This window comes from Allobosea sp. Root381, assembly GCF_001429395.1.
Lineage (GTDB): Bacteria > Pseudomonadota > Alphaproteobacteria > Rhizobiales > Beijerinckiaceae > Allobosea.
The window spans coordinates 1-23,987 of record NZ_LMJT01000026.1 but is presented as its reverse complement, the minus strand read 5'-3'; the positions used below and the strand labels follow the sequence as shown (position 1 = coordinate 23,987).

Below are 23,987 nucleotides of genomic sequence, written 5' to 3'. Positions count from 1 at the left end.
GACCAGACCGATGACCGTACCGACTACACCGCTGCTGAAAGTCGAGGGACTGGGTGTCACCTATGGCGCGCTGGTCGCGCTCGACGAGGTCGACTGGCATGTCGACGCCGGCGAGATCCTCGGCATCATCGGCCCGAACGGCGCGGGCAAGAGTTCCTGCTACGACGCCGTGACCCACATGACCGTTCGGCGCGGCCGGGTTTCTCTCGGCGGCAGCGACGTAACCGGCATCCCCGCCAGCCAACTCGCCGCACGCGGGCTCAAGCGCGCCTTCCAGCAGAACGCCTTCTTCCACGACATCACCGTCGCCGAGAACATGCTGACGGTGATGCAGGACAGGTTCGGCACCGGCCTGCTCTCGACCGTTCTGGCGCCCTGGCGGGAGGCCGCAGCCCGGCGCGAGGCGCGGCAGGCCGGGCGCGCGGTGCTGGAACGCTTCGGCATCCCCGCGGAGCTGCACGATCTGCGGCCCGGCAACATTCCCTACGGCTCGCAGCGCCTGCTCTCGATCGCGCTGGCCTACGGCTCCGGCGCGCGCGTGCTGATGCTCGACGAGCCGGCCGCGGGCCTGGGCGGCGCCGACATGGCCAAGCTCGTCGCCCTGCTCAAGGAGCTTCGCGCGGAGGGTCTCGCGCTCGTCGTGATCGAGCATCACATGGACCTGATCATGGCGGTCGCCGACCGCATCGTCGTGCTCGACCAGGGCCGGCTGCTCGCGACGGGAACGCCGCGCGAGATCCAGACCGACCGCCGTGTGCTCGAAGCCTATCTGGGGCGCGCAGCATGAGCGCGGTCCTCGAAGCCCACGACCTCGTCGTCGCCTATGGCGGCAACCAGGCGCTCCATGTGCCGCATCTCGCGGTGGGGCGCGGGGAACTCGTCGGCGTTGTCGGCGCCAACGGTGCCGGCAAGTCGACGCTGGTCAACTCGATCCTCGGCTGGTCGCGTGGGCGCCCGCGTATCACGGGCAAGGTAACGCTGCAGGGCGAGGACATCTCGCAGCTCCCGAGCTTCGCAAGGGTGCGCAAGGGCCTGCTGCTGATCCCGGAAGGCAAGCTGATCTTCGGCACGATGAGCGTGGCGGAGAACCTCGCCAGCGCCAGCATCGGAGACGTGCCCGCAGGCCGAAAAGCCTATTCCGTCGACGAGATCTACGATCTCTTCCCACGGCTGAAGGAGCGGCGCGGGCACCTCGGCTCGCAGCTCTCGGGCGGCGAGCGGCAGATGCTCGGCATCGCGCGGGCACTGCGCCTCGGCCCCTCCGCGCTGCTGCTGGACGAGCCCTCGATCGGGTTGGCGCCGCGGCTGGTGGCGACGGTGCTGCAGACGGTCAAGGAACTCGCCGACACCGGCCTCGCGGTGCTGCTCGTCGAGCAGAACGTCAGCGCGGCGATCGAGGTGGTCGACCGCCTCGTCCTGCTCGAGCGCGGCAATGTCGTGGCCGAAGGACCGGCCGCCACCATGCGCGACGATCCCCGGATCGCTGAAGCCTATCTGGGAGCGCACGCGGCATGAACCTGACCCAGCAGCTCATCAACGGGCTGGTGCTCGGCCACGCCTACGCGCTGATCGCGATCGGCTGGACGGTGCTGCTCGGCGTCGCTCGCCTGGTGAATTTCGGCCACGGGCAGATGTACATGCTCGGCGCCTTCATGACCTGGTACTTGGTCTCGCGCCTCGGCCTGCCCTATCTCGTGGCGATCCCGGTCGCGATGCTGGCCGGCGTCGCGGTCGGCTACGTGATGCAGCGGGTGATGCTGCGGCTGACGCTGGCGCAGGACCTCGTCTCGATCATGATCGTGACGCTCGGCTTCGGCTACGTGCTGCACGGCGCGGCGGGCCTCGTCTTCGGTTCGACCGGGCAGATCCTGGAGACCCCGCTTTCGACACGCGACATCTACTGGGGCGACCTCTGGTTCACCTGGCAGGACATCGCCATCGTCCTCGTCGCGATCGCCTTCTTCGCCGTGCTCAAATACGTGATCGAGAACACCGGCGTCGGCCGCACGGCGCGGATGGTGGCCGAGGACCCGGCGCTGTCCCTGCTCGCCGGCATCGACGTCAAGAAGGTCTACCTCGCGGTCTTCGCGTTCGAGGGCGCGGCCGTGGCTCTGGCCGCCGCGCTGGTCGCGCCACGCACGCCGATCCTGACCTCGATGGGCTTCGACGAGGTCATCATCACCTTCGTCGTGGTCGTGCTCGGCGGCATCGGCAGCGTCACGGGCTCCTATGTCGCGGGCATCGTGCTGGGCCTCTTCACCGCGTTCTTCGGGGCCCTGGTCTCGCCGGCCTATGCGACGGCGGCGGCCTTCGGCGTGCTGATCGCGGTGCTCGTCCTGCGGCCCGGGGGGCTGGCCGTGGCTCCGGGAGGCCGCTGATGAGCTCTGCCCTGAAGTGGCCTGCGGCCGCCATCCTCGCCGTTGCCGGATTCTTCGCTCCGGTCCTGCTCGGCGGCAGCCCGGCGGTCTATGCGGCGTTGGTGCTGATCGCGATCTTCGCCGTGATGTCCTACGGGCTCGACAGCATCGTCTCCGACCTCGGCGAGGTCAGCCTCGCGCACACCGTGTTCTTCGCGCTCGGCGCCTACGTCACCGCCCTGCTCTCGGTCAGGCTGGAGTTCAACCCGCTCGGCACGCTGGCCGGCACCATCGTCGCCGCGCTGATCGCCGCCGGCCTGCTCGGGCTGATCACGCTCAGGCTGCGCGAGTTCGTGTTCTCGCTGGTCACCTACGCGGTGGCGGTGGTGGCGCTGACGGTCGCCTCGAACTGGGAGTTCATCGGCGGCTCGGACGGGCTGCGCGGCATCCCGGCCTTCGAGATCGGCTGGCTCGGCTTCCGCGCCGTCGGCGATGTCGAGCTCTGGCCCGTCGCTTTCCTGCTGCTGCTGGCGACGCTCTACCTGATGCGCGCCTTCCGCCGCTCGCGGCTCGGCCAGGCCGCAATCATGGTCCACCTCAACCCGCGGCTGGCGACGATGTCGGGGATCGACCCGCAGCGCACGCGGGTTCAGGTCTTCCTGTTTTCGGCGCCGATCACGGCCGCGGCCGGCTGGCTCTACGCCTACCAGCGCGCGTATGTCAGCGCCGACCTGCTCGAGACCTACTTCCTCATCCTGATGCTGACGGCCGTCGTCGTCATCGGACGGCGCCTGCTGCTGGGCCCCCTGATCGGCGTGGCGCTGATCCTGGCGCAGGAGAAGTTCTGGTCCTTCGGCGGCTATGTCGACCGCATCATCCTCGGCAGCCTGCTGATCCTGGTGCTTGCCTATCTGCCCGGCGGCCTTTTCGGCCTCGTCCAGACCCTCGCGGAAGCACGGCGACGGGTCGCCGCCCGGTCGCGCTCAACCTCTCCGCATACGACAGCTCGAAAGGCCGACGCATGACGTCCGTTATCTGGCAACCCCGGCTGAGCGACGAGGCCGAAGGCTGGCGGGCGACCGCAGCGAAGCTCACCGCCGCTCACTTCGCTCCGCTGGCCGAGGAACTCGACCGCGACCAGCGCTATCCATGGGAAAACATCGAGAAGCTGGTCGAGAGCCGGATCGCGGGCCTGTTCATCCCGGCTGCCTATGGCGGCGTGGGGGCGAGCCTGACCGCGACGGTGGCGGCTGTCGAGATCATCGGCATGGGCTGCTCCTCCACCGCGGCCATCGTCTGCGCCTGCCAGCTCGGCGCGTTCCCCGTGCTGCTGGCCGGTCGCGAGGATCAGAAGCAGTTCTACCTCGGCGCCATGGCCAAGGGCACCGCGACGAGCTTCGCGCTCTCCGAACGCTCGACCGGTTCTGACGCCGCCGCCATCACCGCCACGGCCGAACGCGAGGGCGACCAGTGGCGCATCCGCGGCGAGAAGTACTGGATCGGCAATGGCGGGGCCGCGCGCTACTATGTCGTCTTCGCCAAGACGACCCCCGAGGCAGGCGGGCGCGGCATCTCCGCCTTCATGGTCGACAAGGAGGCCGAGGGCGTCGCGATCGACGAGCTGTCCGACAAGATGGGCATCCGCGGCACACAGACCTCCAATCTGAAGCTCGACACGCTGGTGCCGGATTCCGCCCGCATCGGCGAGGTCGACCGGGCGCTCAGGCTCGCCTTCCAGACGCTGAACGTCGGCCGCATCATGGTCGCGGCGCAGTCGCTGGGCCTCGCACTGGCCTGCTATCGCGAGGCGTCGCTGCGTGCCGTCGCGCGCGAGGCGTTCGGCAGGCCGATCATCGAGAACCAGGGCATCGGCTACAAGCTCGCCGACATGGCCGTCGAGATCTCGGCCGCGCGCCTGATGCTGTACGAGGCGGCGGCCGCCTACGACGCCGGGCGCGACGTCGCCGATCTCGGCGCCATGGCGAAGCTCTACGGGTCGGAGGTCGCGCATCGGGCCGCCGATGCGGCGGTGCAGATCTGGGGCGGTTTCGGCTATTGCAAGCCGAGCGTTGTGGAGCGGCTCTACCGCGACCAGCGCATCCTCGAGATCTACGAGGGCACCTCCGAGATTCAGCGTCTCGTGCTCGCCCGTGCCATCCGCAAGGAGGCCGAGAGCGCGATCGCCGCCGAAGGGGCGCCCGCCTGACGAAAGCGCCCGCCATGCAACCCGCTCCCGCCAACACGACCCGCACCACCGAAGACGCCCGCCAGTCGCGCGACGAGATCATCCGGGCCGCCGCCGAAGTCTTCATGGAGTTCGGCTACGCCGCCAGCACGATCGACGCTGTGGCGGAGCGGCTGGGGGCCACCAAGGGGCGCATCTACCACTACTACCGGAGCAAGGCGGAGCTCTACTTCGACGTCCAGATCGCGGCGATGGAGCTGCTGCTCGCGGAAATCGAGCCGCTGGCGCGCTCGGACGGCACGCCTGCGGAGCGGCTGCGCCGGATGGCCCTGCGGCACACCGAAATCCTGATGATCGATTCGGCGACGCAGAAGGTCGCCGTGCAGGGGCTCGAGCGGAACCTGCTGGCCGCGGAGGCCGCCCGCCATGTCAAGACGCTGCGCCAGATCGTCCGCATGCGCGACGAGTACGAGCAGCTCTTCGCCGAGGTCATCGACGCGGGCATCCGCTCGGGCGCCTTCGTCGACCTGCCGCCGCGGCTGGCGACCAAGCCGCTGTTCGGCACCCTGAACTGGGTCACCGTCTGGTTCACGCCGCGCAAGCTGCAGCGGCGCGAGGACCTGACCGCGATCGCCACCACGCTCACCGATTACGCCATGCGCGGCATTTTGAAGGAACCGGTGTCATGACCGTTGCCAGACCCTACTCGGACACGATCTGGGACGAGGTCGAGACCTGGTCGCGCGACCGGATCGAGAGCTTCCAGCTCAGCGCCCTGCGGCGCCAGCTCGCCGACGTCGGCAAGCGCAGCAGACACTATGCGCGGGTGTTCCGCGAGACCGGCTTCGAGCCCGGCGACTTCAGAAGCCTCGACGATCTCTCGGCCCTGCCGCTGACCCGCAAGCAGGACTATGTCGCGGGCCTCGCCGAAGAGCCGCCCTTCGGCTCGCTCGCCGCGGTCGACCTCAAGGACGCGGCCCGCGTGCACTTCTCCTCCGGCACCACGGCACGTCCCGCCCCGGTGCTCTGGACCAAACCCGACCTCGACCGCTGGGCGGACGTATACGCCCGCTATCTCTACGCGCAGGGGCTGCGGCGCGGCGACGTCTTCCAGTGCATGTTCAACTACGCCTGGTTCGTCGGCGGGCTGGGCGCGACCTATGGAGCGGAGCGGGTCGGCGCACTGGTGATCCCCGGCTCGTCAGGCGATACGCGTCGCCAGATCGAGACCATCCAGCAATATGGCACCAAGGTCGTGATCGGCACGCCGTCCTTCATGGCCCATCTCGCGGAGACGGCCGAGGAGATGGGCTTCGACCTGCCCTCCTCCACCGTTGAAATGGTCTGCGTCGGCGGCGAGCCCGGCGCCAGCATCCCCGGCACGCGCGAGCGCATCGAGCGACAGTGGGGCGCCAAAATGTTCGACTGCTACGGCGCGCTCGAATGCCAGCCCATCGGCTGGGACACCGCCCTCCAGCTCGGCCCCCAGCTCGCCGAGGACTACATCCACACCGAGATTCTCGACCCCGACACGCTCAAGACGGTCGAGGACGGCCAGCGTGGCGTGCTGGTGCTGACCCATCTCGACAAGCAGGCCTGCCCGCTGGTGCGCTGGTGGACCGGCGACGTGGTGGTGCGCGACCGCGCCGGCACGCCGGACGGGCGCACCCATGCGCGGCTCGTGGGCGGCGTGCTCGGCCGGGCCGACGACATGCTGATCATCCGCGGCGTCAACCTGTTCCCGACGGCCGTCGAGGACATCGTCCGCGCCTTCCCCGGCACGACGAACGAGTACGTGCTCGTGATCGACGACAGCGTGAAGGACGCCAAGACCGGCTTCCTGACCGGCGTGAAACTGCGCGTCGAGCGCACCGACGACGCGCCTGCCGACCTCGAATACGCGCTGACGGCCAGACTGCGGGAAAAACTCTCCGTGCGCTTCCATGTCGAGGTGCTGCCGGCGGGCACGCTGCCGCGCACGGTCCACAAGGCCAAGCGCGTGATCCAGGAGTAACGCGATGTCGCCGCCGCGTCCGCTCGCCGGCAAGCGGGTCGTCGAGTTCGCCCAGTTCATCGCAGGGCCGACCGCAGCCCAGCTCCTCGCCGATTTCGGCGCGGAGGTGATCAAGGTCGAGACCGCGACCGGGGACGGCTCGCGTCACCTGCCGGGCACCGAACACGGTAGCGTCTACGCCCGCTCGTTCAACACGTCGAAGACGAGCGTGGTGATCGACACCCGCAGCGATGCCGGCCGCGCCGAGCTCGACGCCCTGCTGGCAGACGCCGACGCGCTGGTCTGCAACGTCGCGCCGGGCGGACTGAAGCGCCTCGGGCTGGAGCTGCAGACGCTGCGCGCGCGCTATCCGCGCCTCGTCGCGACGCTGGTCTCCGGCTACGGCCAGCAGGACGACCGCACCTGCATGGACACGATCGCCCAGTGCGAGAGCGGCTTCGCCTGGCTCAACGGCGCCGAAGACGGCACGCCGCGGATCTCGACCTCGTGGCCGACCGATTTCTTCTCGGGCCTCTATGCCGGGCTCTCGACCGCGATGGCCTTGCTCGATCCGGCGCGTGCCCGTGGCGAGGGCTGCCTCGTCGACATCTCGATGATGGAGGTGGCGGGCGCGATGCTGCTCGGGCCGGCCGGGCTTCTCGTGAGCGAGGGCGGCGTGCCCGGCGCACCGACCGGCAACCGCGACCGGGCCTCGGCGCCGTCGGGCGTCTACCCCTGCGCGGACGGCCATGTCTACATCTATGGCGGGCTCGACCCCTACTGGGCGAAGCTCGGCCCGCTCGTGGGCGGGCGCGCCTCGACCCTGCCGGAGCGGCTCGCGGCGATTCCGGAGTTCGATGGCGCCGTCGCGGACTGGACCACGGCGCGCACGCAGGCCGAGGTGCTGGCCGAGATGGAGCGGCTCGCCATTCCCGCAGGCCCCGTGCGCCATCCGGTCGAGGCTCTTGCACGCCTGCGCGGGCTGCGCCCCGGCGCGATCAGTCGCGAACTGCCGACGGGCGAGCACGTGCCCGCCTTCCCTGCCCTGTTCGACGGGCAGCGCATCCTGCGCGATCCGACGCCGCGCGTCGGCGGACCCCGCCGCGACGGCGAATGAAACCGGGAGACGAGACGATGACCGGCGATATCGACAAGGGCGCCTTCAAGGTGCTGAACGAGCACGCGCTCTCAGGGACGTCCGCCTTCGTCTCGGGCGCCGGCTCCGGCATCGGCCGGGCGATCGCGGTGCGGCTCGCCGAGCTCGGCGTCGCGGTGTTCGGCACCGGGCGGCGCGCAGAGATGCTGGAGGGGACGGCCGGCCTCTGCGCCGGCATGGCCGGGCGCTTCGCCTTCGAGCCCTGCAATGTCCGCGATACGGCAGCCGTCGAGGCTCTGGTGGCACGGATCGGTGCCGATCAGGGCATCGATCTTCTGGTCAACAATGCCGGCGGCCAGTTCTTCGCCCCCGCGACCGAGATCAGCCGCCGGGGCTGGGACGCGGTGATCGACCTCAACCTGTCGGCGGTCTTCACCGTGACAAAGGCGGCGTACCCGTTCCTGAAGGCGCGCCGGGGCGCAGTCGCCAATATCTCGCTCTCGGGCATCGACCGTGGCTCGATGGGCCTCGCCCATTCGGTCGCGGCGCGGGCCGGCGTGCTCGGGCTCACGCGATCGCTCGCGCTGGAATGGGCGAAGGACGGCATAAGGCTGAACTGCATCGGCCCCGGCACTGTCGTGACCGAGGGGCTGGCGAGCGAGGCAGCCCGGCCGATGCTGGAAAAGCTCACCGCCGCGACGCCGATGGGCATCACCACCTCGGTCGAGGAAGTGGCCGAACTCGTCGCGTTCCTCGCCTCCCCGGCGGGGCGGCTGATGACCGGCCAGCTCATCCAGATCGACGGCGCCGCGCATCTCGGCGAGGGCCTGCACATGATCGCGGCCTGAGCGCCGCACGGCGGCGAAGACGCCAGAAGGCGCGCGCCCTTTCCCGGAGGAAACAGCCATGACAGCCATTCGCATCGCCCGCCGCCTGCTTCTCGCCGCCGCGCTCGCGCTGCCTCTCGGTCCCGCGCTGGCGAACTATCCCGAGCGCAACATCAGCCTGATCGTGCCTTTCCCGGCCGGCGGCACCACCGACATCGTCGCGCGCATCGTCGCCGAGCAGCTCGGCGCCGAATACGGTCGCTCGGTGGTGATCGAGAACCGCGGCGGCGCCAGCACCACGATCGGCACACAGGCCGTCGCCAACGCCGAGAAGGACGGCCACACGCTGCTCTTCACTGCAGCCACGACCTTCACGACGAACCCGCATCTGCTGCCGGCGATCAAGTACAAGCTCGACGACTTCGCGCCGGTGGCGATGGTTGTGAAAGTGCCGTTCGCCTTCGTGGTCAGGAAGGGCTTTCCCGCACAGGACGTGAAGAGCTTCCGCGAGTACGCACTCGCCAACGCCGGCAAGATCAACAACGCCACCAACGGCGCCGGCAGCACCGTGCACCTGCTGGGCGAACTCGTGGCGCGCGAGCTCGGCATAAAGGTGGCCCATGTGCACTATCGTGGCGCCGCGCCGGCAATGAATGACATGCTGGCCGGCGTCATCGACACCAATGTCGAGGCGCTGACCAACTCGGCACCCAACCATGTCGCCGGGCAGTACAACGCGCTCGCCGTGCTCTCGCAGAAGCGGCTCCCGCAACTGCCGGACGTGCCGACCTTCGCCGAGCTCGGCTATCCCGGCATCGTCGGCGAGAGCTGGTTCGCCGTCTTCGCCCCAGCGGGAACGCCGAAGCCCGTCGTGGACCGGCTCAACGGCTCGATCTCGCGGATCGTCCGCTCCGAGGATTTCAGGAAGCGGATGGAGGCGATCGGCAACGAGCCAACGGCGATGACGCCCGACGAGCTCGGCAGCTATGTCCGCGCCGAGAGCGACCGGCTCGGCAAGCTCATCAAAGACGCCGGAATCACCATCCAGTGACGGGCCACCACATCATGCATCCGCTAGACGGCATCAAGGTTCTCGACCTCTCGCGCATCCTGGCGGGACCCTGGTGTACGCAGACGCTGGCGGACCTCGGCGCCGAGGTCTGGAAGATCGAGGAAGCCAGTGCCGGCGACGATACGCGCGGCTGGATGCCCCCGGAGATCGGCGGGGAATCGACCTATTTCCAGTGCTGCAACCGCTCGAAGCTCTCCGTTGCGGCCGACCTGCGCGACCCCGAGGACCGCGAGAAGATCGCACGGCTCGCCGAGCAGGCGGACGTTCTGGTAGAGAACTTCAAGACGGGTGGACTGGAGCGGTTCGGCCTCGGCTACGAGCAGCTCCGCGCACGCAACCCGCGCCTGATCTACTGTTCGATCTCGGGCTATGGCCGCATCGGCCCGCGCGCCGAGGAGGCCGGCTACGACTTCGCCATCCAGGCCGAGAGCGGCCTGATGGCAATCACCGGCGAGCCCGAAGGCTCACCGATGAAACATGGCGTCGCCATCACAGATCTTGTCACCGGGATGAACGCGACGCAGGCGATCCTGGCCGCGCTGATCGCGCGCGGAAAGACGGGGCGCGGCCAGCATCTCGACATCGCGCTCTTCGACTCAGCGGTCGCCCTGCTCGCCAACGTCGCGTCCGGCCATCTCGCCACGGGTCGCGCTCCCGGCCGCTTCGGCAACGCGCATGCGACCGTGGTCCCCTACCAGTTGTTCGACACCGCCGACGGTGTGCTCGCGCTCGCCTGCGGCAACGACCAGCAGTTCAGTGCGATGTGCGGCAAGGTCCTGGCGCGCTCCGATCTCGCCGAGGACGAGCGCTATCGCACCAACCGCAGCCGCGTGCTCAACCGCGAGACGCTGATCCCGACGCTGGCCGCTTTGTTTCGCCACAAAAAGACGGGTGATTGGGTGGAGACCCTGCGTGCAGTGGGCGTCCCCGCAGGCCAAGTTCGTTCAGTTCCTGAGGTGTTCGCATCTCCGGACACACTTGGCCGCGGACTTGTCCACGCGGTTCAGGACAAAGTTCATGGCACCCTTCGCATGGTGGCCTCTCCGCTGCGCCTGTCAGATACGCCGGTCCGTCAGCCCGCAGCACCACCACGACTCGGCGAGCACACTGCAGATGTACTCTCCCGATATATGGCCTCGTGTCAGGATGCGCAGCGAGAAGATACGCCCACATAAGTCATTGAAATTGCTTGTCGTTCGACACTTCGCGACGGCTCGTGTGCTACACCAGCCGGCCAGACTGCGCAGCGCCTGTACGGAATTCCGCGATGAGACGTCGACGGTGGCTGTGGTGACGTCGACCCCGGCGTCGCGCAGCGTTCTTGCACCAGCTTCGGCATTCTCCACGCGAAGATTCGCCACGAGGAGATGCTTGCCCGCGCTCACGCGCCGCGCGATCGCGATGCCGATCGATCCGGCACCGATAAGGACGATGACGTCGGTCATGGCCGCTATCCCTGGCCGATGCTGGAATGCCGAGAGGCGACGCGATTGATTTCATCGTCAACTCCACGGGACGTTGAATGCGATCAGGGCGGCGTCACCGCGTAACGCAGATGGACCAGTCCGTTCCGGAGCGCGTCGCAGCCGCTGAACGTCAGGCGGACCTTGTCCGCGAGCCCCACCTCGCCGAACTCGACGATGGTCTGGTGGCCGGCGCGCCCATCGAGCGCGGGCGCAACGAGCAAGCTGAACTCGTCAACGAGTCCCGCGGCGAAGAAGGATCCGCAGATGCCGGCACCGCCTTCAATCAGGAGCCTGCGGATGCCGAACTCCGATGCCAAGCGATCCAGCACCGTGCCAAGATCGAACTCGGCGCTGTCGGACACGAGGTACGAAACACCGTCCGCCACCAGCTCCGCCAGGTGGCTGTCGGGAACGTCGGGGCCGAGAACCACGATCGCATGGTCGCCGCCGACATCACCGGCGTTGAAATGGAGCTTGCCGCCGGGATCGAGAGCGATGCCATAGCTTTCCGCCCCTGGGGCAGCGACGTGTCTGCTCCTGTCGACCGCACCTGCCTGTGCAGGCGGATGGGGCTCGGCCTTGCTCATCTCCGCCATCGTCACGCGCCCGACGATCCAGGCGTCGCCGGCGAGGTCCTGATGGATCTCTTCGTAAACGCGGTGCCAGTCTCCACGAACGCCGTCCGGACTCTTCGACCAGCGGCTGGGATGCAGGCCGCCGTCCAGGGACGAGATCATGTGGCAGATGACGTATGGCTTCACTGAGCTGCTCCTTCGCGGGCCGGTTTCCCGGGTCGAATGCTTGGGGTCGATCAGACCCGCAGGATCGTCTTGATCGCCCGACGCTCGTCCATCGCCCGGTAGCCCTCCGCGACATCCACCAGCGGAAGCTCGAGATCGAAGACCCTGCCGGGGTTGATCTTCCGCTCGAGGACCAGATCGATCAGGTCGGGCAGGAAGCGCCGGACCGGCGCCGGGCCGCCCAGTAGGCCCTTCTGCGAAAAGAAGAGCTGCTGACCATCGAACTCGACGCCGTGCGGCACCCCGACGTAGCCGATCATCGAGCCCGGGCGGGCACAATCGAGCGCCTGCTGCATCGATTCCTGCGTGCCGACGCACTCCAGCACGGCATCAGCCCCCACCTTGCCCGTCATCTCCTTGATCCGGGCGACGCCAGCCACTCCCCGTTCGGAGACGATGTCCGTCGCGCCGAATTCCAGGGCGAGGTCCTGCCTGGTCTTGTGGCGGCTCATCGCGATGATGCGTCCGGCATCCATCTGCTTGGCCGCCAATACGCCCATCAGCCCGACGCCACCGTCGCCGACGACGACCACCGTCGATCCCGGCTGAACGCGCGCGGCATAGGCCGCGTACCAGCCGGTCCCGAGGACGTCCGAGACGGCGAGAAGGCTTGGGATCAGATCATCGGGTGGAAGCTCCGCGGTCGCGACGAGCGTTCCATCGGCTAGGGGAACGCGCGCCAGGGGGGCCTGCGCGGCCGTCATGAACTCGCGCTGGTCGCAGGATGACTGAAAGCCGAAGCGGCAATGCGGGCAGGTGTTGTCGGACAGGCAGAATGAGCCCACAACGAACTGTCCCGGCCGCACCGTTTTCACTGCGCTGCCGACCTCTTCGACGATGCCGCAATACTCGTGGCCCATCGCCATCGGGGCGGTAACGTCGTTCAGACCGCGATAGGGCCAGAGATCGGACCCACAGATGCAGGTCGCCGACAGGCGGATGATCGCATCGGTCGGATGCAGGATCGTCGGCTCGGGCACCTCCTCGCAACGTACGTCGCGCGGCCCATGGAGCATGGTTCCCAACATCATTTTTATCCTTGAGAGTGAGGAGATACCCGAACACTTCGAGCCTCTCCGGGAAGCTTCAGTCGGGCCGTTCAGTTTGCGTGGTAGTCGGCGTCGTCGACGCTCTCGAGCCAGACGACGTCGTCGTCGGATCCGCTTTCAGCGAGCACGAGCAGAGCGATCGAATGTTCCGGCGAGGCACCGAACCAGCGTCTCTCTCCCGGCTCGAACCAGATGGCATCCCCGGGCTGCATGGGTTCGATCGCGCCGTCGCCGCGTTGCGCACGGCCAAGCCCCTCGATGACGAGGAGGGTCTGGCCTGCCGGATAGGTGTGCCAGTCCGTGCGGGCCCCCGGGTGAAACGTCATCCTGGCCGCCAGTCCGCTATTCTCACTCTCGGGAGTGGCGGTCACATCGACCCGCCCCGTCACCCGAGCCGAGCTCGTCGTCTCGGCAATTCCGTCTCCGCCAGTCATCCATGAATCCGTATCGAGCGCCCCCGACGCCGAACACACGTTATCTTGTGACCATTGGAAGGATAATCTGGCGTAAGCCGCATGTGGCTATATCTGGAGTTCATGAATGCGACGCGAAGAGCTCGTCGACCTGAATGCGTTTCTCATGGTCGCCGAGGAACAGAGCTTCACCCGGGCGGCGGCGCGGCTGAGCACCTCGCAATCGTCGCTCAGTCACACGATCCGCAGACTGGAGGCCCGGCTCGGCGTCCGCCTGCTGACCCGGACGACCCGCAGCGTCGCACCGACGGAGGCCGGTGTTCGCCTGCTCGCGACCTTGAAGCCCGCGATCGACAGCATCGGTCTCGAGATCGACGCCATTCGGGATCTCCGGGACAAGCCTGCCGGGACGATCCGGATCACGACCTCGGAGCATGCGGCCATGACGCTCCTCTGGCCGACGCTGGAGACCCTCCTTCCCAACTATCCCGACATTCACGTTGAGCTCAGTATCGATTCGAGCCTGCGCGACATCGTCAGCGACCGGTTCGATGCCGGCGTCAGGCTCGGCGAGGCCGTGGCCAAGGACATGATCTCCGTCCGCATCGGCCCCGAGGTCCGGATGATCGTGGTCGGCTCGCCGGGCTACTTCGCCGCGCGCAGCATTCCGACCTCTCCCCACGAACTCGCAGACCACCAATGCATCAACCTTCGCATGCAGAGTTCGGGCGCGCTTTACCCGTGGGAAATGGAGAAGGATGGCAGGGAGGTGCGGGTCCGCGTCGAAGGACAGCTCGCCTTCAATGACGTCAACATGATCACCCGGGCGGCGAAAGCGGGCTTCGGTCTCGGCTTCGTCATGGAGGATCGGGTTCTCGAAGACATCGCGGAGGGGCGCTTGATCAAGGTCCTCGACGATTGGTGCCCGCCATTCGCGGGCTATCATCTGTACTATCCAAGCCGTCGCCAGCCCTCCGCGGCGTTCTCGCTGCTGGTCGACGCCTTGCGTCACCGCCGCTGAAAGCCAACGTCGCCGAGCCGAGGAGCCGCTCATCCGGATTGATGAAATTCAAATATAGCCGCTATGGGAACTGAGCGGCTAATCGCGCTTCCCCTTTGTCCGTACCCTTCGACGGAATGGACGGAACCGATCGCCCCGGGGCCGTGGGGACCGGAGCGCGCGATGGCCCGCTTCGCCCTTCGGTCTGGCGATCAGACTGCGGAGCGTATGGCTCGATGACGATCAGTTCGATGGCGGCGGCAGTCTTGACCGCCGGGTGCCTGCTTCTCGCGGCTCAGCCCTCCCGCGCGCAGGACGCCGCGGCCGGTGAGCGTCTCTTCAAGCAGCGTTGCGCAGCCTGTCACACCGTCCAGCCCGGACAGAACCGGATCGGGCCGCACCTCTCCGGGATCGTCGGGCGCAAGCCCGGAAGCGTCGAAGGCGCCCGCTATTCGAAGGCCATGGCCTCGCACGCGCCCGACTGGGACCCCGCCAATCTCGACAGCTATCTCGCCAATCCGCGTGGCGTCGTCCCCGGCACGACTATGACGATCGCCGTTCCGAACGCGGCCGATCGCGGCAGCATCATCGCCTATCTCCAGGGCTTGCCGACAGCCAACTGACCCAACCGCCAAAATCCGAGAGGGAGAGAGCGATGCCGAAGCTCAACATCAACGGGAAGGTCGTCGAGGTCGACGTCGAGGACGACACGCCGCTGCTCTGGGTGATCCGCGATCATGTCGGCTTGACCGGGACCAAGTACGGCTGCGGCGTGGCTCAGTGCGGGGCGTGCACCATCCACATCGACGGCGTCGCCACTCGCTCCTGCGCGCTGCCCCTGAACGCCGTCACAGAAGAGCAGAAGATCGTCACCATCGAAGGGCTAGGAGCCGACAAGCCCCACCCGGTGCAGCAGGTCTGGGCCGAACTCGACGTCGCCCAATGCGGCTTCTGCCAGGTCGGCATGATCATGGCGACGGCCTCCCTGCTGGCCCAGAACCCGACGCCGTCCGAGGACGACATCCGGGCCGAGATCACCAATATTTGCCGCTGTGGCACCTATGGGCGCGTTCTGGCGGGTGTGAAGCTCGCTTCCGAGCGCATGGCCTCAAACAAGGGCTGAAGGAGGTGAGCATGGGTTCCGAACTTCACATCGATGATGACACCCGCCCGGCGAGCCCTTCGCGCCGCGGCTTCCTGGTCGGCGCCGGCGCAGCCGCGGGAGTGTTCAGCTTCGGCTTCTCGTTCCCGATGGCCGGCAAGGCCCTGGCCCAGCAAGCCGGAACCCCGGACATCAACGGCTGGGTCGTGATCCAGCCCGACGACACCGTGATCATCCGCATCGCACGCATCGAGATGGGCCAGGGCTCGCTTACCGGCCTTGCCCAGCTCGTCGCCGAGGAACTGGAATGCGATTGGGACAAGGTCCGCTTCGAGCTGGTCAAGCCGGGCGAGAACCGTCGCCGCGACAACCTCTGGCGCGACCAGTCGACGGGCGGTTCGCGCGCGATCCGCGGTTCGCAGGAATACGTCCGCATGGGCGGGGCTGCGGCACGCAGCATGCTCGTCCAGGCTGCGGCCCAGGGATGGGGCGTGCCGCTCGAGCAGTGCACTGTCGCGAAGGGAATCGTTACCCACAAGGCGAGCGGTCGCTCGACCACTTATGGCGCCGTGGCGCAGCGGGCCGCGACGCTAGCGCCGCCCAAGGAGGTCAAGCTCAAGAATCCGAAGGACTGGACCATCGCCGGCCAGCCCGTGAAGCGGATCGATACGCTCGACAAGCTGAATGGCTCGCTGGTCTACGGCACCGATTTCAAGATGGACGGCATGCTGGTGGCCGTTCCCAAGGCTTCGCCGGTCCATGGTGGCAAGCTGAAGAGCTTCGACGCCAAGGCCGTCGAGGGCATGCGCGGCGTCAAGCATGTGCTGCGCGTCGATGACGAGACGGTGGCCGTCGTCGCCGACACGTTCTGGCGGGCCAAGACGGCGCTCGATGCCCTCCCGATCGAATGGGACGATGGGCCGAACGCCACCGTCTCGAGCGACACGATCGCGGCCAAGCTGCGCGAAGGCCTGACGGCTGAAACGAACTTCGTCGGCAATCGCGCCGGCGACGCCCGCGCGGTCCTGGCCAAGGCTTCCCGCGTGATCGAGGCGGATTACAGCTATCCCTACCAGAACCACGCGCCGATGGAGGTTCTGTCGGCGACGGTGCGCTGGACGCCGGAGCGCTGCGACATGTGGGGGCCGACCCAGGTGCCGGAGCAGGCGCTGGAGGCGCTGGCGACCGCGGCCGGCCTGTCGCGCGAGGCCTGCGAGGTCCACACCATGCGCATCGGCGGTAGCTTCGGCCGTCGCCTCATGGTCGACTACGTCACCATGGCCACGCGCATCGCCAAGCAGGTGCCGAACACGCCGGTCAAGATGATGTGGACCCGGGAAGAGGACATGGTGCAGGGCCGGTTCCATCCGGTCACGCAGTGCCGACTGCGCGCCTCGCTTGACGCGGAGGGCAATGTCGAGGCGTTGCACATGCGCATCTCGGGCCAATCGATCATGGCCTATATGCGCCCCTCGATCATGACGGCGAACGGCGATCCGGTGACCTTCCAGGGCCTGATGCCCGGCGGCGGCGAGATGGCGATCGGCTACAGCTTCCCGAATGTCCTGATCGACCATGCGATGCATAATCCGCATGTCCGTCCGGGAGCATGGCGCGGCGTCAACCTGAACCAGAACGCGCTTTATCTCGAGTGCTTCGTCGACGAACTTGCCCATGCGGCTGGGGTCGAACCCCTCGCCTTCCGGCGCAAGCTCATGGCGAAACATCCGAAGCATCTGGCGGTGCTGGAAGCGGCGGCGAAAGGCATCTCCTGGGAGACGAGCAAGCCGCCCGAGGGTGTGCATCGCGGATTGGCGCAGATCATGGGCTTCGGCAGCTACGTCGCGGCCGCCGCCGAGGTCTCGGTCACCGGCGGCAAGCTCAAGATCCATCGCATCGTCGCCGCCACCAATTGCGGACACGTGCTCAACCCACAGCAGATCGACGCCCAGATCTCGGGGTCCTTCGTCTACGGGCTTTCGGCCATGCTCCATGGCGAGTGCACGGTGAAGGACGGGCGCATCGAGCAGGAGAACTTCGACACCTACACCGTCATGCGGCTCGACGAGATGCCGCAGGTCGAGGTGATCACGGTGCCGTCGGGCGGCTTCTGGGGGGGCGTCGGCGAACCGACCATCGCCGTCGCGGCGCCTGCCGTGCTCAACGCCATCTTCGCCGCCACCGGGAAGCGCATCCGCAACATGCCGCTGAAGAATATCGACCTCGGAAGCACTTGACGATCCGAGCGCCCGCGCCCGCACCTCGCCGTGCGGGCCCGGCAACGACGACCGACTTTCCATCCGGATTTGAAACGAGCCTCGGCTCGAACGGGACCGCTTTGTCCGCTTCGTTCGAGCCGAGGCTCGCAGGGAGACCTAGGTGATGAAGAACATTGCGACAGGACTGGCGATCGCGGCACTGGCGGCGACGGGCGTCGAGGCTCAAGAGAACCGGCGCAATCGTGTCGCACCTGCACCGGTCTACGACATTGCGCCCGGGCTCGGGCATTTCACCGACGACGTGCTCTTCGGTGAGGTGTGGCTCCGCAAAGAACTCGCGCCGCGCGATCGTAGCCTGATCACCGTCGCGGCGCTGGTCTCGACCGGCAAGACCGGGCAGATCCCGGGACACACGCGGCGGGCGCTCGACAATGGCGTGACCCCGGCCGAAATCGGGGAACTCATCACCCAGCTCGCCCTCTACACCGGCTGGCCGAACGCGATCTCGGCCGTGACCGAGGTGAAGAAGGTCTTCGACGAGCGCAAGATTGGTCCCGCGACTGCGAGCGCAGCCCCGCCGATCACGCTCGAGTCCGCTTCCGAGGCCGCGCGGGCCGCCACCGTAAATCGCTCCGTTGCGCCGACCGCGCCCGCATTGGCTGACCTGACCAACCGCGTGCTCTTCGGCGACCTCTGGCGCCGGGCCGAGCTTGCGCCGCGCGACCGCAGCCTGGTCACCATGGCCGCTCTGATCGCGATCGGTCAGCCCGAGCAGCTTCCATTCCACGCCAACCGCGCCATGGACAACGGCCTCACGCGGATCGAGGCCGCCGAGGTCGCGACCCATCTCGGCTTCTACGCCGGCTGGCCGCGCGCGATGTCGGCCGTGCCCGTGCTCGAAAAGGTGTTCGCCGGCCGGGACGCGGCGGTGAAGCCGGGTGCGGCCGCGACTGGCGAGATCCGGGTGGTCCGTGCGACGCCCGAGAACACGGCGACCGGGCCGGCTGCGCAGTTCACCGGGCAGGTCCAGGTCTCGGGCCGCTATCGGGGCGACGAGCCGGCTCGCATCGGCGGCGGCACGGTCACCTTCGCCGCCGGAGCGCGCACCGCCTGGCATACCCATCCGCTCGGCCAGACGCTGTACATCATCTCGGGACGCGGATGGGTGCAGAAGGAAGGCGGGCCGCGAGAAGAGGTCGGCCCCGGCGACGTCGTCTGGATCCCGCCACATGTCCGGCACTGGCACGGCGCGACCGCCAGCGAGCCGATGAGCCACTTTGCCATCGCCGAAGCCCTGAACGGCAGCGCCGTCACCTGGCAGGAACTGGTCCCGAACGAGATCTACAAAGCCGGCGCGAAGTGAGATTCGCCCCCCGTATCGTCGGCGGTCGATCCCCGCTCATTCCGAGAATCTATCGATCCGGAATCCCAATGAACGTGGAATGAAACTCAAACGATTTCAGATGCTTACGAAATGGACCGCGGTAGCACTATGCCTCTCTCCTCACGGATGGCGGTTTGTCTCGGACATGGGCGTCGACAGCGACAAGGTCGACGCTTATTCCGGCCGCTCAATCGGTTGCCCTCATCTGAGGCTCGACGACGAGGGCTGCACACAGCCTGGCCCGGCGCGCCCTCAATAGCGCCGTAGCCGGGCCAGGCTGTGTGCAGCCCGGTTCGGACGCAGGACAGAGCACCCCGCGCCGTTGCCGCCTCACAGGCGCGATCGCTTCGTTCTCGATTCAGGGATTCCAAGAAAGATCACGAGAGCGGAATTCAGACCTGCGCCGCGGCACCGATCGGCGGCAGCAAAACGCTCTTCAGGAACGGCTGTGTCCCAAACCCGGAAGTGAGTGAGCGATTGTCCCGCTTACGCCACGGCTAGGGCTTGTGCTCGCGGATTCCTGCGCCAAGCCCTCAGCCTCCAGATCGGGCCTGTCGCGAACGCGGCCAGCGGCCTGCTTAACGTTGCCGACGGCTTCGATGGCGAGACCCTCGATCTTGTCTGTGGTGCTGCCAATCCGACTATGCCCTGTCGATCAAGAGGACCGAACAATGCGGTGGCGACCGGCACAACGAGGTTTATTCTATTGGTTCAATCGGGTCGCGACCCGGCGTTGGCGAGCGCTGACAACTCCTGCCAGCCGCGGCCGGAACCGAATGCTCCAACCGGTGTTCGATGATCGGGGGTCCTCCACCGGGTCAGATGTAGATGCCTAAATTCACGATCACGACGGAGACCGGCCAAGGCCCCGAAACGTACGATGAACCCGTCGAATTTCCGCACGCGACGGCGGCCGAGCACGACGCGCAGGTCGCCCTGACGGAGATGTGCCGCGAAGGGCTGCCTCATGACAAGAGCGCCCGCTACGGGGTCCGGATACAGGATGACGCGGGAAACCAGGTCTACAAGGCGGCCCTGCATTTCGAGGCCGAGCGCGAGGGTGAAACCGGGCAGGCTCCGGATGTCCCCAACGAACTTCCCCTAGGTCCACGCGATTAATCGCACTATCACGCCCTCATCGCGCAACAACCTTCCCGCTCGCGCATTGGTGTCATTGAACACCTGAAAGCATTCCATGTCCCCGCTGGTCATTCTGGTTGTCGAAGACGAACCGATCCTGAGGCTCGACGCAGTGGACCTCCTTACGGACGCTGGTCACATCGTGCTTGAGGCAGCCAACGCCGACGAGGCGATCGCACTTCTCGAAACCCGGCCAGACATCACCGTCTTGTTCACCGACATCGAGATGCCGGGCTCCATGGACGGGATGAAGCTGGCCCGTGCCGTCAGGGACCGTTGGCCACCGGTTATGATCATCGTGGCGAGCGGCCGGGTCCTTCCAGGAGCCGGCGAGTTGCCCGATAACGTCCCTTACCTCCCGAAGCCCTACTCGCCGGAGGCCATGCTCAAGGCCGTCTGCGACTAGTCGATCGAGGCAGTGATGTTCCGCCTGAACATCTCATGATCGTCCGGCGTGCCGCTGACCTTATCTTGCTCGGGCAGAGGCGCAGTGATCGTGAAGACCAAGCCTGCGGGCAGATATTGAATCTCTGCCTTCCCGTCCAGCTCAGCCGCCAGAACCTTCTCGATGAGCCGCGATCCGAAGCCGCGCCGCCCGGGCTTTCCGGTGACCGATGGCCCGCCGAACTCCTGCCAGCGGAATTCGATCATATGATCGGTCCCATGACGCGCCAGGTGCCAGTCGACGACGACGTAGCCGCCATCGACGGATAGCGCTCCATACTTCACCGCGTTGGTGCAAAGCTCGTGCAGAGCGAGCACCATGGACATGGCAGCGCGCGGGCCGAGGCTGACCGTCGGGCCAGCCACGCGGAATCGCTGCGAACCAGGAATGTCGAACGAGCCGGTGGCGCTGGCGACGATCTCGGCAAGGGTGGCGCTCTGCCATTCCTCGCGGGTCAGCAGGTCGTGCGCCGACGACAAGGACTGCATGCGTGCCGTCAGAACCTCCGACGCCTCCTTCAGCGTTGACGCGTTCCGCATGGTCTGGGTAGCGATGGCCTGGATCGTCGCCATGGAGTTCTTAACCCGGTGCTTTAGCTCGGCGGTCAGAAGGAGGCGTTGCTCCTCGTTCCGGCGGCTCTCCGTCATGTCAAGCGTGACGCCCGACATGCTGAGCGGCTTGCCGTCGGCGTCGTAGTAAGGACGGCCTCGCGCCATGATCCAGCGCGCTTCCCCGCGGGGCGTCGTGATGCGATACTCGCGTTCGTAGTCGGCATGGGCTTCGATGGCGTCGTGCACCGACTGAGCCATGCCCGGGCGATCCTCCGGCACGATCTGATCAAGCAGGTCAGCGTAGGTGAAGGGGCCCGCTTCGTCCCGGCCGAAATTGCGCTTGCAGCCATCAGATGTGGTCAGCCGCATTTCCTAAGATCGAGCGTCCAGGCACCAACGCGGGCCGCCTGCATCGTGAAGCGCAGGCGCTCCTCGGACAGGCGAAGCTCACGAGTGCGGCGCTCGACTTCCCGCTCCAGCTTGTCGTGCTCCTGCTGGAGACGGACGAGGCGCTCCTTCTCCAAGGTGACGTCGAACTGCGAGGCAAAGAAATAGACGAGGTGGCCTTCCTCGTCGAACACCGGCGAGATCAGGACGCGGTTGTGGAAGCGCGAGCCGTCCTTGCGATGGTTGACGATGTCCAACTCGATCTGGGCCCGCCTCGCGATGGCGTCGCGGATGCTGTCGACAGCGGCGGCGTCTGTCTCCGGGCCCTGGAGGAATCGACAGTTACGGCCGAGGATCTCGTCCCGGGAATAACCGGTCAGCCGCGAGAAGGCGTCGTTGGCGAAGACGATCGGATTGTCGGGCTGGTTGGGGTCCGTGATCAACATCGGCATGCGGGTCGCGCGGACCGCCGAGGCAAAGGGATCGTTGGACTTAGCTACCTTCTCGATCTCGGCATCGATGCGGCTGTGCTCGGTAGCAGCGCTCATACGTCTGGTTGCCTCGAAAACGGCTTGATAAGCGACGGACTGCCGAAGCGATATGTCATTTGACGTGTTTCATTGCGTCCGACTGTGCTTTGTCTGCTCGACGGGCATCGTAGCGGCTCGGTCATTTATGTCAGTGTCGGCCTGTGGTAGCCGGAAGCGCTGTTACATCGAAAAGAGCCCGAGTGCCGACCGCGAAGAGAATATTCGACGACAACCCTCATATGTTGGCCGTCCTTACGGACGCGATGCCGCAGATGGTTTGGTCGACGCAGCCTGACGGCTTCCATGATTACTACAATGCCCAATGGTATGAGTTCACGGGCGTGCCGGCCGGCTCGACGGATGGCGAGGGCTGGAACGACATGTTCCATGCCCAGGACCAGGAACTGGCCTGGGCGCGCTGGCGCCACTCGCTGGCGACCGGCGAACCCTATGAGATCGAGTACCGCCTCAAGCACCACACAGGCGTATACCGCTGGACGTTGGGCCGCGCGCTGCCAGTTAAGGATGGCACGGGCAAGATCGTCCGCTGGATCGGGACCTGCACCGACATTGACGATGCCAAGCGCGCCGCCGAGCAAAACGAGCTCTTGAGCCGCGAGCTCGCCCACCGAATCAAAAACATCTTTGCCGTTATCGGCGGTCTGATCGGCCTTTCAGTTCGCCAGACCCCCGAGGCCAAGGCCTTCGCCGCCGTTCTGCGCGAGCGGATCGCCGCCCTTGGGCGAGCTCATGAGTTCGTGCGGCCCCACAGTGAGGAATCCCGGCCGACGATCGGTCGCACCACGCTTGGCGGCATGCTCGTCGATCTGTTCAAGCCCTACCCCGCCACCGAGGCCGGGAACATCACGGTCGCCGGCGACGACATCGTGGTCGACGACAAGGGCGCAACCCCATTCGCCCTGCTCTTCCACGAATTGGCGACCAACGCTGCCAAGTATGGCGCTCTTTCTACCGATGCCGGCAAGGTCGCGGTCACGATGTCGATCATCGACGAGGATGCGACGATCGTCTGGAAGGAGACCGGCGGCCCCGCAATCGCCGGCGAGCCCTCGCGCACCGGCTTCGGAACGCGCCTTTCCGAGGTCAGCGTCAAGAACCAGCTCGACGGCGTTCTAGTACGGGCCTGGGAGCCAGACGGGCTGAAAGTGACCGTGAAGGTACCGCTGGCAAACCTAGCGCGAGGCGACGTTGCTTGAGAACGGAATGAAGCCCGGGGGCGGCATGACGTTCTGGCCCTCGCGCTTGGCGATGGCGAAGGCAAGGATCGAGGCGATCGTTCCATCGTCGACGGGCTTCTCGCAGACCCCAAGGGCGCCCGGGACGCCATCGTAAACGATGCGGGGATTCGCCGTGACGAAGACGACTTGAATGCCTCGCTTGGCGAGGTGTTTGCCGATATCCGGCCCTGTCAGGCCATCCCGCAGGTTTAGATCGACCAGGGCGACATCTGGCTGACGCTCGGCCAGCTCGAGGGCCTGCTGCGTATCGGCCGCGATGCCAATGGGCTCGAAGCCCAAGTCCTCGATGATGGCTTCCATTTCCATGGCGACCATCATCTCGTCTTCGACAATGAGGATGCGGGCGGTCATGTTGTCGTGGTCGTGCTCAAGGTCATCGGTGGTGAACAGCGTATACAGCAGCTTGTTCCGAATCCAACAATGGATTTCCACCCCTCGTGAGGATCAAGAATTCGGGCCCCGGCCCGCGCACGAACACGCTCTCGGACTGCGCACGAAGTTTTCTGCGGCTCGATAAGCCGATGCCGCTAGGTCAGCTGGTGCTAAGAGCCATTAGCATGCGTAATCGGGCGGACCCGCGAGGGGTCAAGCTCCCGTTAGGATCTCGACAGATCCAAGAGGGAGGAAGTCGCGATGTTCTACGCTGCGCTGGATGTGTCGCTGCGCTCGGTGGCGATCTGCATCATCGACCATGACGGGAAGATTTGCCTTG

25 protein-coding genes and 1 pseudogene are annotated in these 23,987 nt (G+C 66.7%); 19 read left to right on the top strand and 7 right to left on the bottom strand.

Features of this window, described 5'->3' with window-relative positions; translation table 11 throughout:
* The first annotated feature begins 10 nt into the window (after positions 1-10).
* From ASE63_RS19150 to ASE63_RS19100, 11 genes are read left to right on the top strand one after another with little or no spacing between them, the layout of a single operon-like run.
* Complete coding sequence (locus ASE63_RS19150) at positions 11-787, top strand: ATP-binding cassette domain-containing protein (RefSeq protein WP_244491456.1); 777 nt, start codon at positions 11-13, stop codon at positions 785-787.
* The gene (locus tag ASE63_RS19145; protein ID WP_056804978.1) at positions 784-1,515 is read left to right on the top strand and encodes an ABC transporter ATP-binding protein; all 732 of its coding nucleotides are present in this window, start codon (positions 784-786) and stop codon (positions 1,513-1,515) included. Before ASE63_RS19150 ends, ASE63_RS19145 begins: the two co-directional genes overlap by 4 nt.
* Complete coding sequence (locus ASE63_RS19140) at positions 1,512-2,378, top strand: branched-chain amino acid ABC transporter permease (protein ID WP_056804976.1); 867 nt, start codon at positions 1,512-1,514, stop codon at positions 2,376-2,378. Before ASE63_RS19145 ends, ASE63_RS19140 begins: the two co-directional genes overlap by 4 nt.
* On the top strand, positions 2,378-3,382 hold the full coding sequence (locus tag ASE63_RS19135) for a branched-chain amino acid ABC transporter permease (RefSeq protein WP_056804972.1): 1,005 nt from the start codon (positions 2,378-2,380) through the stop codon (positions 3,380-3,382). The genes ASE63_RS19140 and ASE63_RS19135 overlap by 1 nt, the downstream gene beginning before the upstream one ends.
* Positions 3,379-4,563 (top strand): acyl-CoA dehydrogenase family protein, encoded by a 1,185-nt coding sequence (locus tag ASE63_RS19130; RefSeq protein WP_056804970.1) that lies wholly within the window; start codon positions 3,379-3,381, stop codon positions 4,561-4,563. The genes ASE63_RS19135 and ASE63_RS19130 overlap by 4 nt, the downstream gene beginning before the upstream one ends.
* Positions 4,564-4,577: 14 nt before the next feature.
* Positions 4,578-5,231: a TetR/AcrR family transcriptional regulator gene (locus ASE63_RS19125; RefSeq protein WP_056804966.1), complete on the top strand. Its 654-nt coding sequence runs from the start codon at positions 4,578-4,580 to the stop codon at positions 5,229-5,231.
* On the top strand, positions 5,228-6,556 hold the full coding sequence (locus tag ASE63_RS19120; RefSeq protein ID WP_056804962.1) for an AMP-binding protein: 1,329 nt from the start codon (positions 5,228-5,230) through the stop codon (positions 6,554-6,556). Before ASE63_RS19125 ends, ASE63_RS19120 begins: the two co-directional genes overlap by 4 nt.
* 4 nt (positions 6,557-6,560) lie before the next feature.
* On the top strand, positions 6,561-7,652 hold the full coding sequence (locus ASE63_RS19115) for a CoA transferase (protein WP_056804959.1): 1,092 nt from the start codon (positions 6,561-6,563) through the stop codon (positions 7,650-7,652).
* A gap of 17 nt (positions 7,653-7,669) precedes the next feature.
* Positions 7,670-8,479: an SDR family oxidoreductase gene (locus ASE63_RS19110; protein WP_056805019.1), complete on the top strand. Its 810-nt coding sequence runs from the start codon at positions 7,670-7,672 to the stop codon at positions 8,477-8,479.
* Between the two features lie 58 nt (positions 8,480-8,537).
* Entirely contained in the window at positions 8,538-9,509 is a 972-nt protein-coding gene (locus ASE63_RS19105) for a tripartite tricarboxylate transporter substrate binding protein (RefSeq protein WP_056804955.1), read from the top strand.
* The gene (locus ASE63_RS19100; protein WP_200962592.1) at positions 9,506-10,705 is read left to right on the top strand and encodes a CoA transferase; all 1,200 of its coding nucleotides are present in this window, start codon (positions 9,506-9,508) and stop codon (positions 10,703-10,705) included. The genes ASE63_RS19105 and ASE63_RS19100 overlap by 4 nt, the downstream gene beginning before the upstream one ends.
* A gap of 353 nt (positions 10,706-11,058) precedes the next feature.
* Here ASE63_RS19100 and ASE63_RS19095 read toward each other — a convergent pair whose 3' ends face one another.
* From ASE63_RS19095 to ASE63_RS19085, 3 genes are all read right to left on the bottom strand, one after another.
* The gene (locus tag ASE63_RS19095; protein ID WP_056804949.1) at positions 11,059-11,757 is read right to left on the bottom strand and encodes a RibD family protein; all 699 of its coding nucleotides are present in this window, start codon (positions 11,755-11,757) and stop codon (positions 11,059-11,061) included.
* 50 nt (positions 11,758-11,807) lie between these two features.
* Positions 11,808-12,824, bottom strand: coding sequence for a zinc-dependent alcohol dehydrogenase family protein (locus ASE63_RS19090; protein WP_056805017.1), 1,017 nt, complete (start codon positions 12,822-12,824; stop codon positions 11,808-11,810).
* Positions 12,825-12,895: 71 nt separating this feature from the next.
* The gene (locus tag ASE63_RS19085) at positions 12,896-13,279 is read right to left on the bottom strand and encodes a cupin domain-containing protein (protein WP_056804946.1); all 384 of its coding nucleotides are present in this window, start codon (positions 13,277-13,279) and stop codon (positions 12,896-12,898) included.
* A gap of 106 nt (positions 13,280-13,385) precedes the next feature.
* Between ASE63_RS19085 and ASE63_RS19080 the strand changes: the two genes are divergently transcribed.
* From ASE63_RS19080 to ASE63_RS19060, 5 genes are all read left to right on the top strand, one after another.
* On the top strand, positions 13,386-14,279 hold the full coding sequence (locus tag ASE63_RS19080; protein WP_056804942.1) for a LysR family transcriptional regulator: 894 nt from the start codon (positions 13,386-13,388) through the stop codon (positions 14,277-14,279).
* A gap of 215 nt (positions 14,280-14,494) precedes the next feature.
* Positions 14,495-14,881, top strand: coding sequence for a c-type cytochrome (locus tag ASE63_RS19075; RefSeq protein WP_056804939.1), 387 nt, complete (start codon positions 14,495-14,497; stop codon positions 14,879-14,881).
* A 32-nt stretch (positions 14,882-14,913) separates the two neighbouring features.
* Positions 14,914-15,381 carry a (2Fe-2S)-binding protein gene (locus tag ASE63_RS19070; protein ID WP_056804937.1) on the top strand — a complete coding sequence of 156 codons (468 nt, stop codon included), beginning with the start codon at positions 14,914-14,916 and terminating at the stop codon, positions 15,379-15,381.
* An 11-nt stretch (positions 15,382-15,392) separates the two neighbouring features.
* Positions 15,393-17,597, top strand: a complete 2,205-nt coding sequence (locus ASE63_RS19065; RefSeq protein WP_056804934.1) for a molybdopterin cofactor-binding domain-containing protein — start codon at positions 15,393-15,395, stop codon at positions 17,595-17,597.
* A gap of 145 nt (positions 17,598-17,742) precedes the next feature.
* A complete protein-coding gene (locus tag ASE63_RS19060) occupies positions 17,743-18,942 on the top strand; it encodes a carboxymuconolactone decarboxylase family protein (RefSeq protein ID WP_056804933.1) in 1,200 nt (399 codons plus the stop codon).
* Positions 18,943-19,525: 583 nt separating this feature from the next.
* Here ASE63_RS19060 and ASE63_RS28525 read toward each other — a convergent pair.
* A pseudogene (locus tag ASE63_RS28525) lies at positions 19,526-19,600 on the bottom strand (CsbD family protein); the annotation flags it as partial.
* A 191-nt stretch (positions 19,601-19,791) separates the two neighbouring features.
* On the opposite strand from ASE63_RS28525, the gene ASE63_RS19055 reads away from it, so the two are divergent.
* On the top strand, positions 19,792-20,082 hold the full coding sequence (locus ASE63_RS19055; RefSeq protein ID WP_056804930.1) for a hypothetical protein: 291 nt from the start codon (positions 19,792-19,794) through the stop codon (positions 20,080-20,082).
* A gap of 76 nt (positions 20,083-20,158) precedes the next feature.
* Entirely contained in the window at positions 20,159-20,509 is a 351-nt protein-coding gene (locus ASE63_RS19050; RefSeq protein WP_056804927.1) for a response regulator, read from the top strand.
* Here ASE63_RS19050 and ASE63_RS28840 read toward each other — a convergent pair.
* A complete protein-coding gene (locus ASE63_RS28840; protein ID WP_200962591.1) occupies positions 20,506-21,468 on the bottom strand; it encodes an HWE histidine kinase domain-containing protein in 963 nt (320 codons plus the stop codon). The two genes, ASE63_RS19050 and ASE63_RS28840, sit on opposite strands and share 4 nt — an antisense overlap.
* Positions 21,459-22,034, bottom strand: coding sequence for a PAS domain-containing protein (locus tag ASE63_RS28835; RefSeq protein WP_200962590.1), 576 nt, complete (start codon positions 22,032-22,034; stop codon positions 21,459-21,461). The genes ASE63_RS28840 and ASE63_RS28835 overlap by 10 nt, the downstream gene beginning before the upstream one ends.
* A 221-nt stretch (positions 22,035-22,255) precedes the next feature.
* Between ASE63_RS28835 and ASE63_RS19040 the strand changes: the two genes are divergently transcribed.
* Positions 22,256-23,233 (top strand): PAS domain-containing protein, encoded by a 978-nt coding sequence (locus ASE63_RS19040; protein ID WP_056804924.1) that lies wholly within the window; start codon positions 22,256-22,258, stop codon positions 23,231-23,233.
* Here ASE63_RS19040 and ASE63_RS19035 read toward each other — a convergent pair.
* A complete protein-coding gene (locus tag ASE63_RS19035) occupies positions 23,210-23,626 on the bottom strand; it encodes a response regulator (RefSeq protein WP_162261806.1) in 417 nt (138 codons plus the stop codon). The genes ASE63_RS19040 and ASE63_RS19035 overlap by 24 nt on opposite strands.
* Positions 23,627-23,987: the final 361 nt, after the last annotated feature.

Excerpts from the sequence above, each read along its gene's own strand:
- ASE63_RS19055 (WP_056804930.1), top strand. The coding sequence starts at position 19,792 with ATGCCTAAATTCACGATCACGACGGAGACCGGCCAAGGCCCCGAAACG.
- ASE63_RS19120 (WP_056804962.1), top strand. The coding sequence starts at position 5,228 with ATGACCGTTGCCAGACCCTACTCGGACACGATCTGGGACGAGGTCGAG.
- ASE63_RS19105 (WP_056804955.1), top strand. The coding sequence starts at position 8,538 with ATGACAGCCATTCGCATCGCCCGCCGCCTGCTTCTCGCCGCCGCGCTC.
- ASE63_RS19035 (WP_162261806.1), bottom strand. The coding sequence starts at position 23,626 with ATGACCGCCCGCATCCTCATTGTCGAAGACGAGATGATGGTCGCCATG.
- ASE63_RS19040 (WP_056804924.1), top strand. The coding sequence starts at position 22,256 with ATGTTGGCCGTCCTTACGGACGCGATGCCGCAGATGGTTTGGTCGACG.
- ASE63_RS19110 (WP_056805019.1), top strand. The coding sequence starts at position 7,670 with ATGACCGGCGATATCGACAAGGGCGCCTTCAAGGTGCTGAACGAGCAC.
- ASE63_RS19145 (WP_056804978.1), top strand. The coding sequence starts at position 784 with ATGAGCGCGGTCCTCGAAGCCCACGACCTCGTCGTCGCCTATGGCGGC.
- ASE63_RS19140 (WP_056804976.1), top strand. The coding sequence starts at position 1,512 with ATGAACCTGACCCAGCAGCTCATCAACGGGCTGGTGCTCGGCCACGCC.
- ASE63_RS19150 (WP_244491456.1), top strand. The coding sequence starts at position 11 with ATGACCGTACCGACTACACCGCTGCTGAAAGTCGAGGGACTGGGTGTC.
- ASE63_RS19060 (WP_056804933.1), top strand. The coding sequence starts at position 17,743 with ATGAAGAACATTGCGACAGGACTGGCGATCGCGGCACTGGCGGCGACG.
- ASE63_RS19130 (WP_056804970.1), top strand. The coding sequence starts at position 3,379 with ATGACGTCCGTTATCTGGCAACCCCGGCTGAGCGACGAGGCCGAAGGC.
- ASE63_RS19070 (WP_056804937.1), top strand. The coding sequence starts at position 14,914 with ATGCCGAAGCTCAACATCAACGGGAAGGTCGTCGAGGTCGACGTCGAG.
- ASE63_RS28835 (WP_200962590.1), bottom strand. The coding sequence starts at position 22,034 with ATGAGCGCTGCTACCGAGCACAGCCGCATCGATGCCGAGATCGAGAAG.
- ASE63_RS19075 (WP_056804939.1), top strand. The coding sequence starts at position 14,495 with ATGACGATCAGTTCGATGGCGGCGGCAGTCTTGACCGCCGGGTGCCTG.
- ASE63_RS28840 (WP_200962591.1), bottom strand. The coding sequence starts at position 21,468 with ATGCGGCTGACCACATCTGATGGCTGCAAGCGCAATTTCGGCCGGGAC.
- ASE63_RS19050 (WP_056804927.1), top strand. The coding sequence starts at position 20,159 with ATGTCCCCGCTGGTCATTCTGGTTGTCGAAGACGAACCGATCCTGAGG.
- ASE63_RS19065 (WP_056804934.1), top strand. The coding sequence starts at position 15,393 with ATGGGTTCCGAACTTCACATCGATGATGACACCCGCCCGGCGAGCCCT.
- ASE63_RS19115 (WP_056804959.1), top strand. The coding sequence starts at position 6,561 with ATGTCGCCGCCGCGTCCGCTCGCCGGCAAGCGGGTCGTCGAGTTCGCC.
- ASE63_RS19090 (WP_056805017.1), bottom strand. The coding sequence starts at position 12,824 with ATGTTGGGAACCATGCTCCATGGGCCGCGCGACGTACGTTGCGAGGAG.
- ASE63_RS19135 (WP_056804972.1), top strand. The coding sequence starts at position 2,378 with ATGAGCTCTGCCCTGAAGTGGCCTGCGGCCGCCATCCTCGCCGTTGCC.
- ASE63_RS19085 (WP_056804946.1), bottom strand. The coding sequence starts at position 13,279 with ATGACTGGCGGAGACGGAATTGCCGAGACGACGAGCTCGGCTCGGGTG.
- ASE63_RS19125 (WP_056804966.1), top strand. The coding sequence starts at position 4,578 with ATGCAACCCGCTCCCGCCAACACGACCCGCACCACCGAAGACGCCCGC.
- ASE63_RS19080 (WP_056804942.1), top strand. The coding sequence starts at position 13,386 with ATGCGACGCGAAGAGCTCGTCGACCTGAATGCGTTTCTCATGGTCGCC.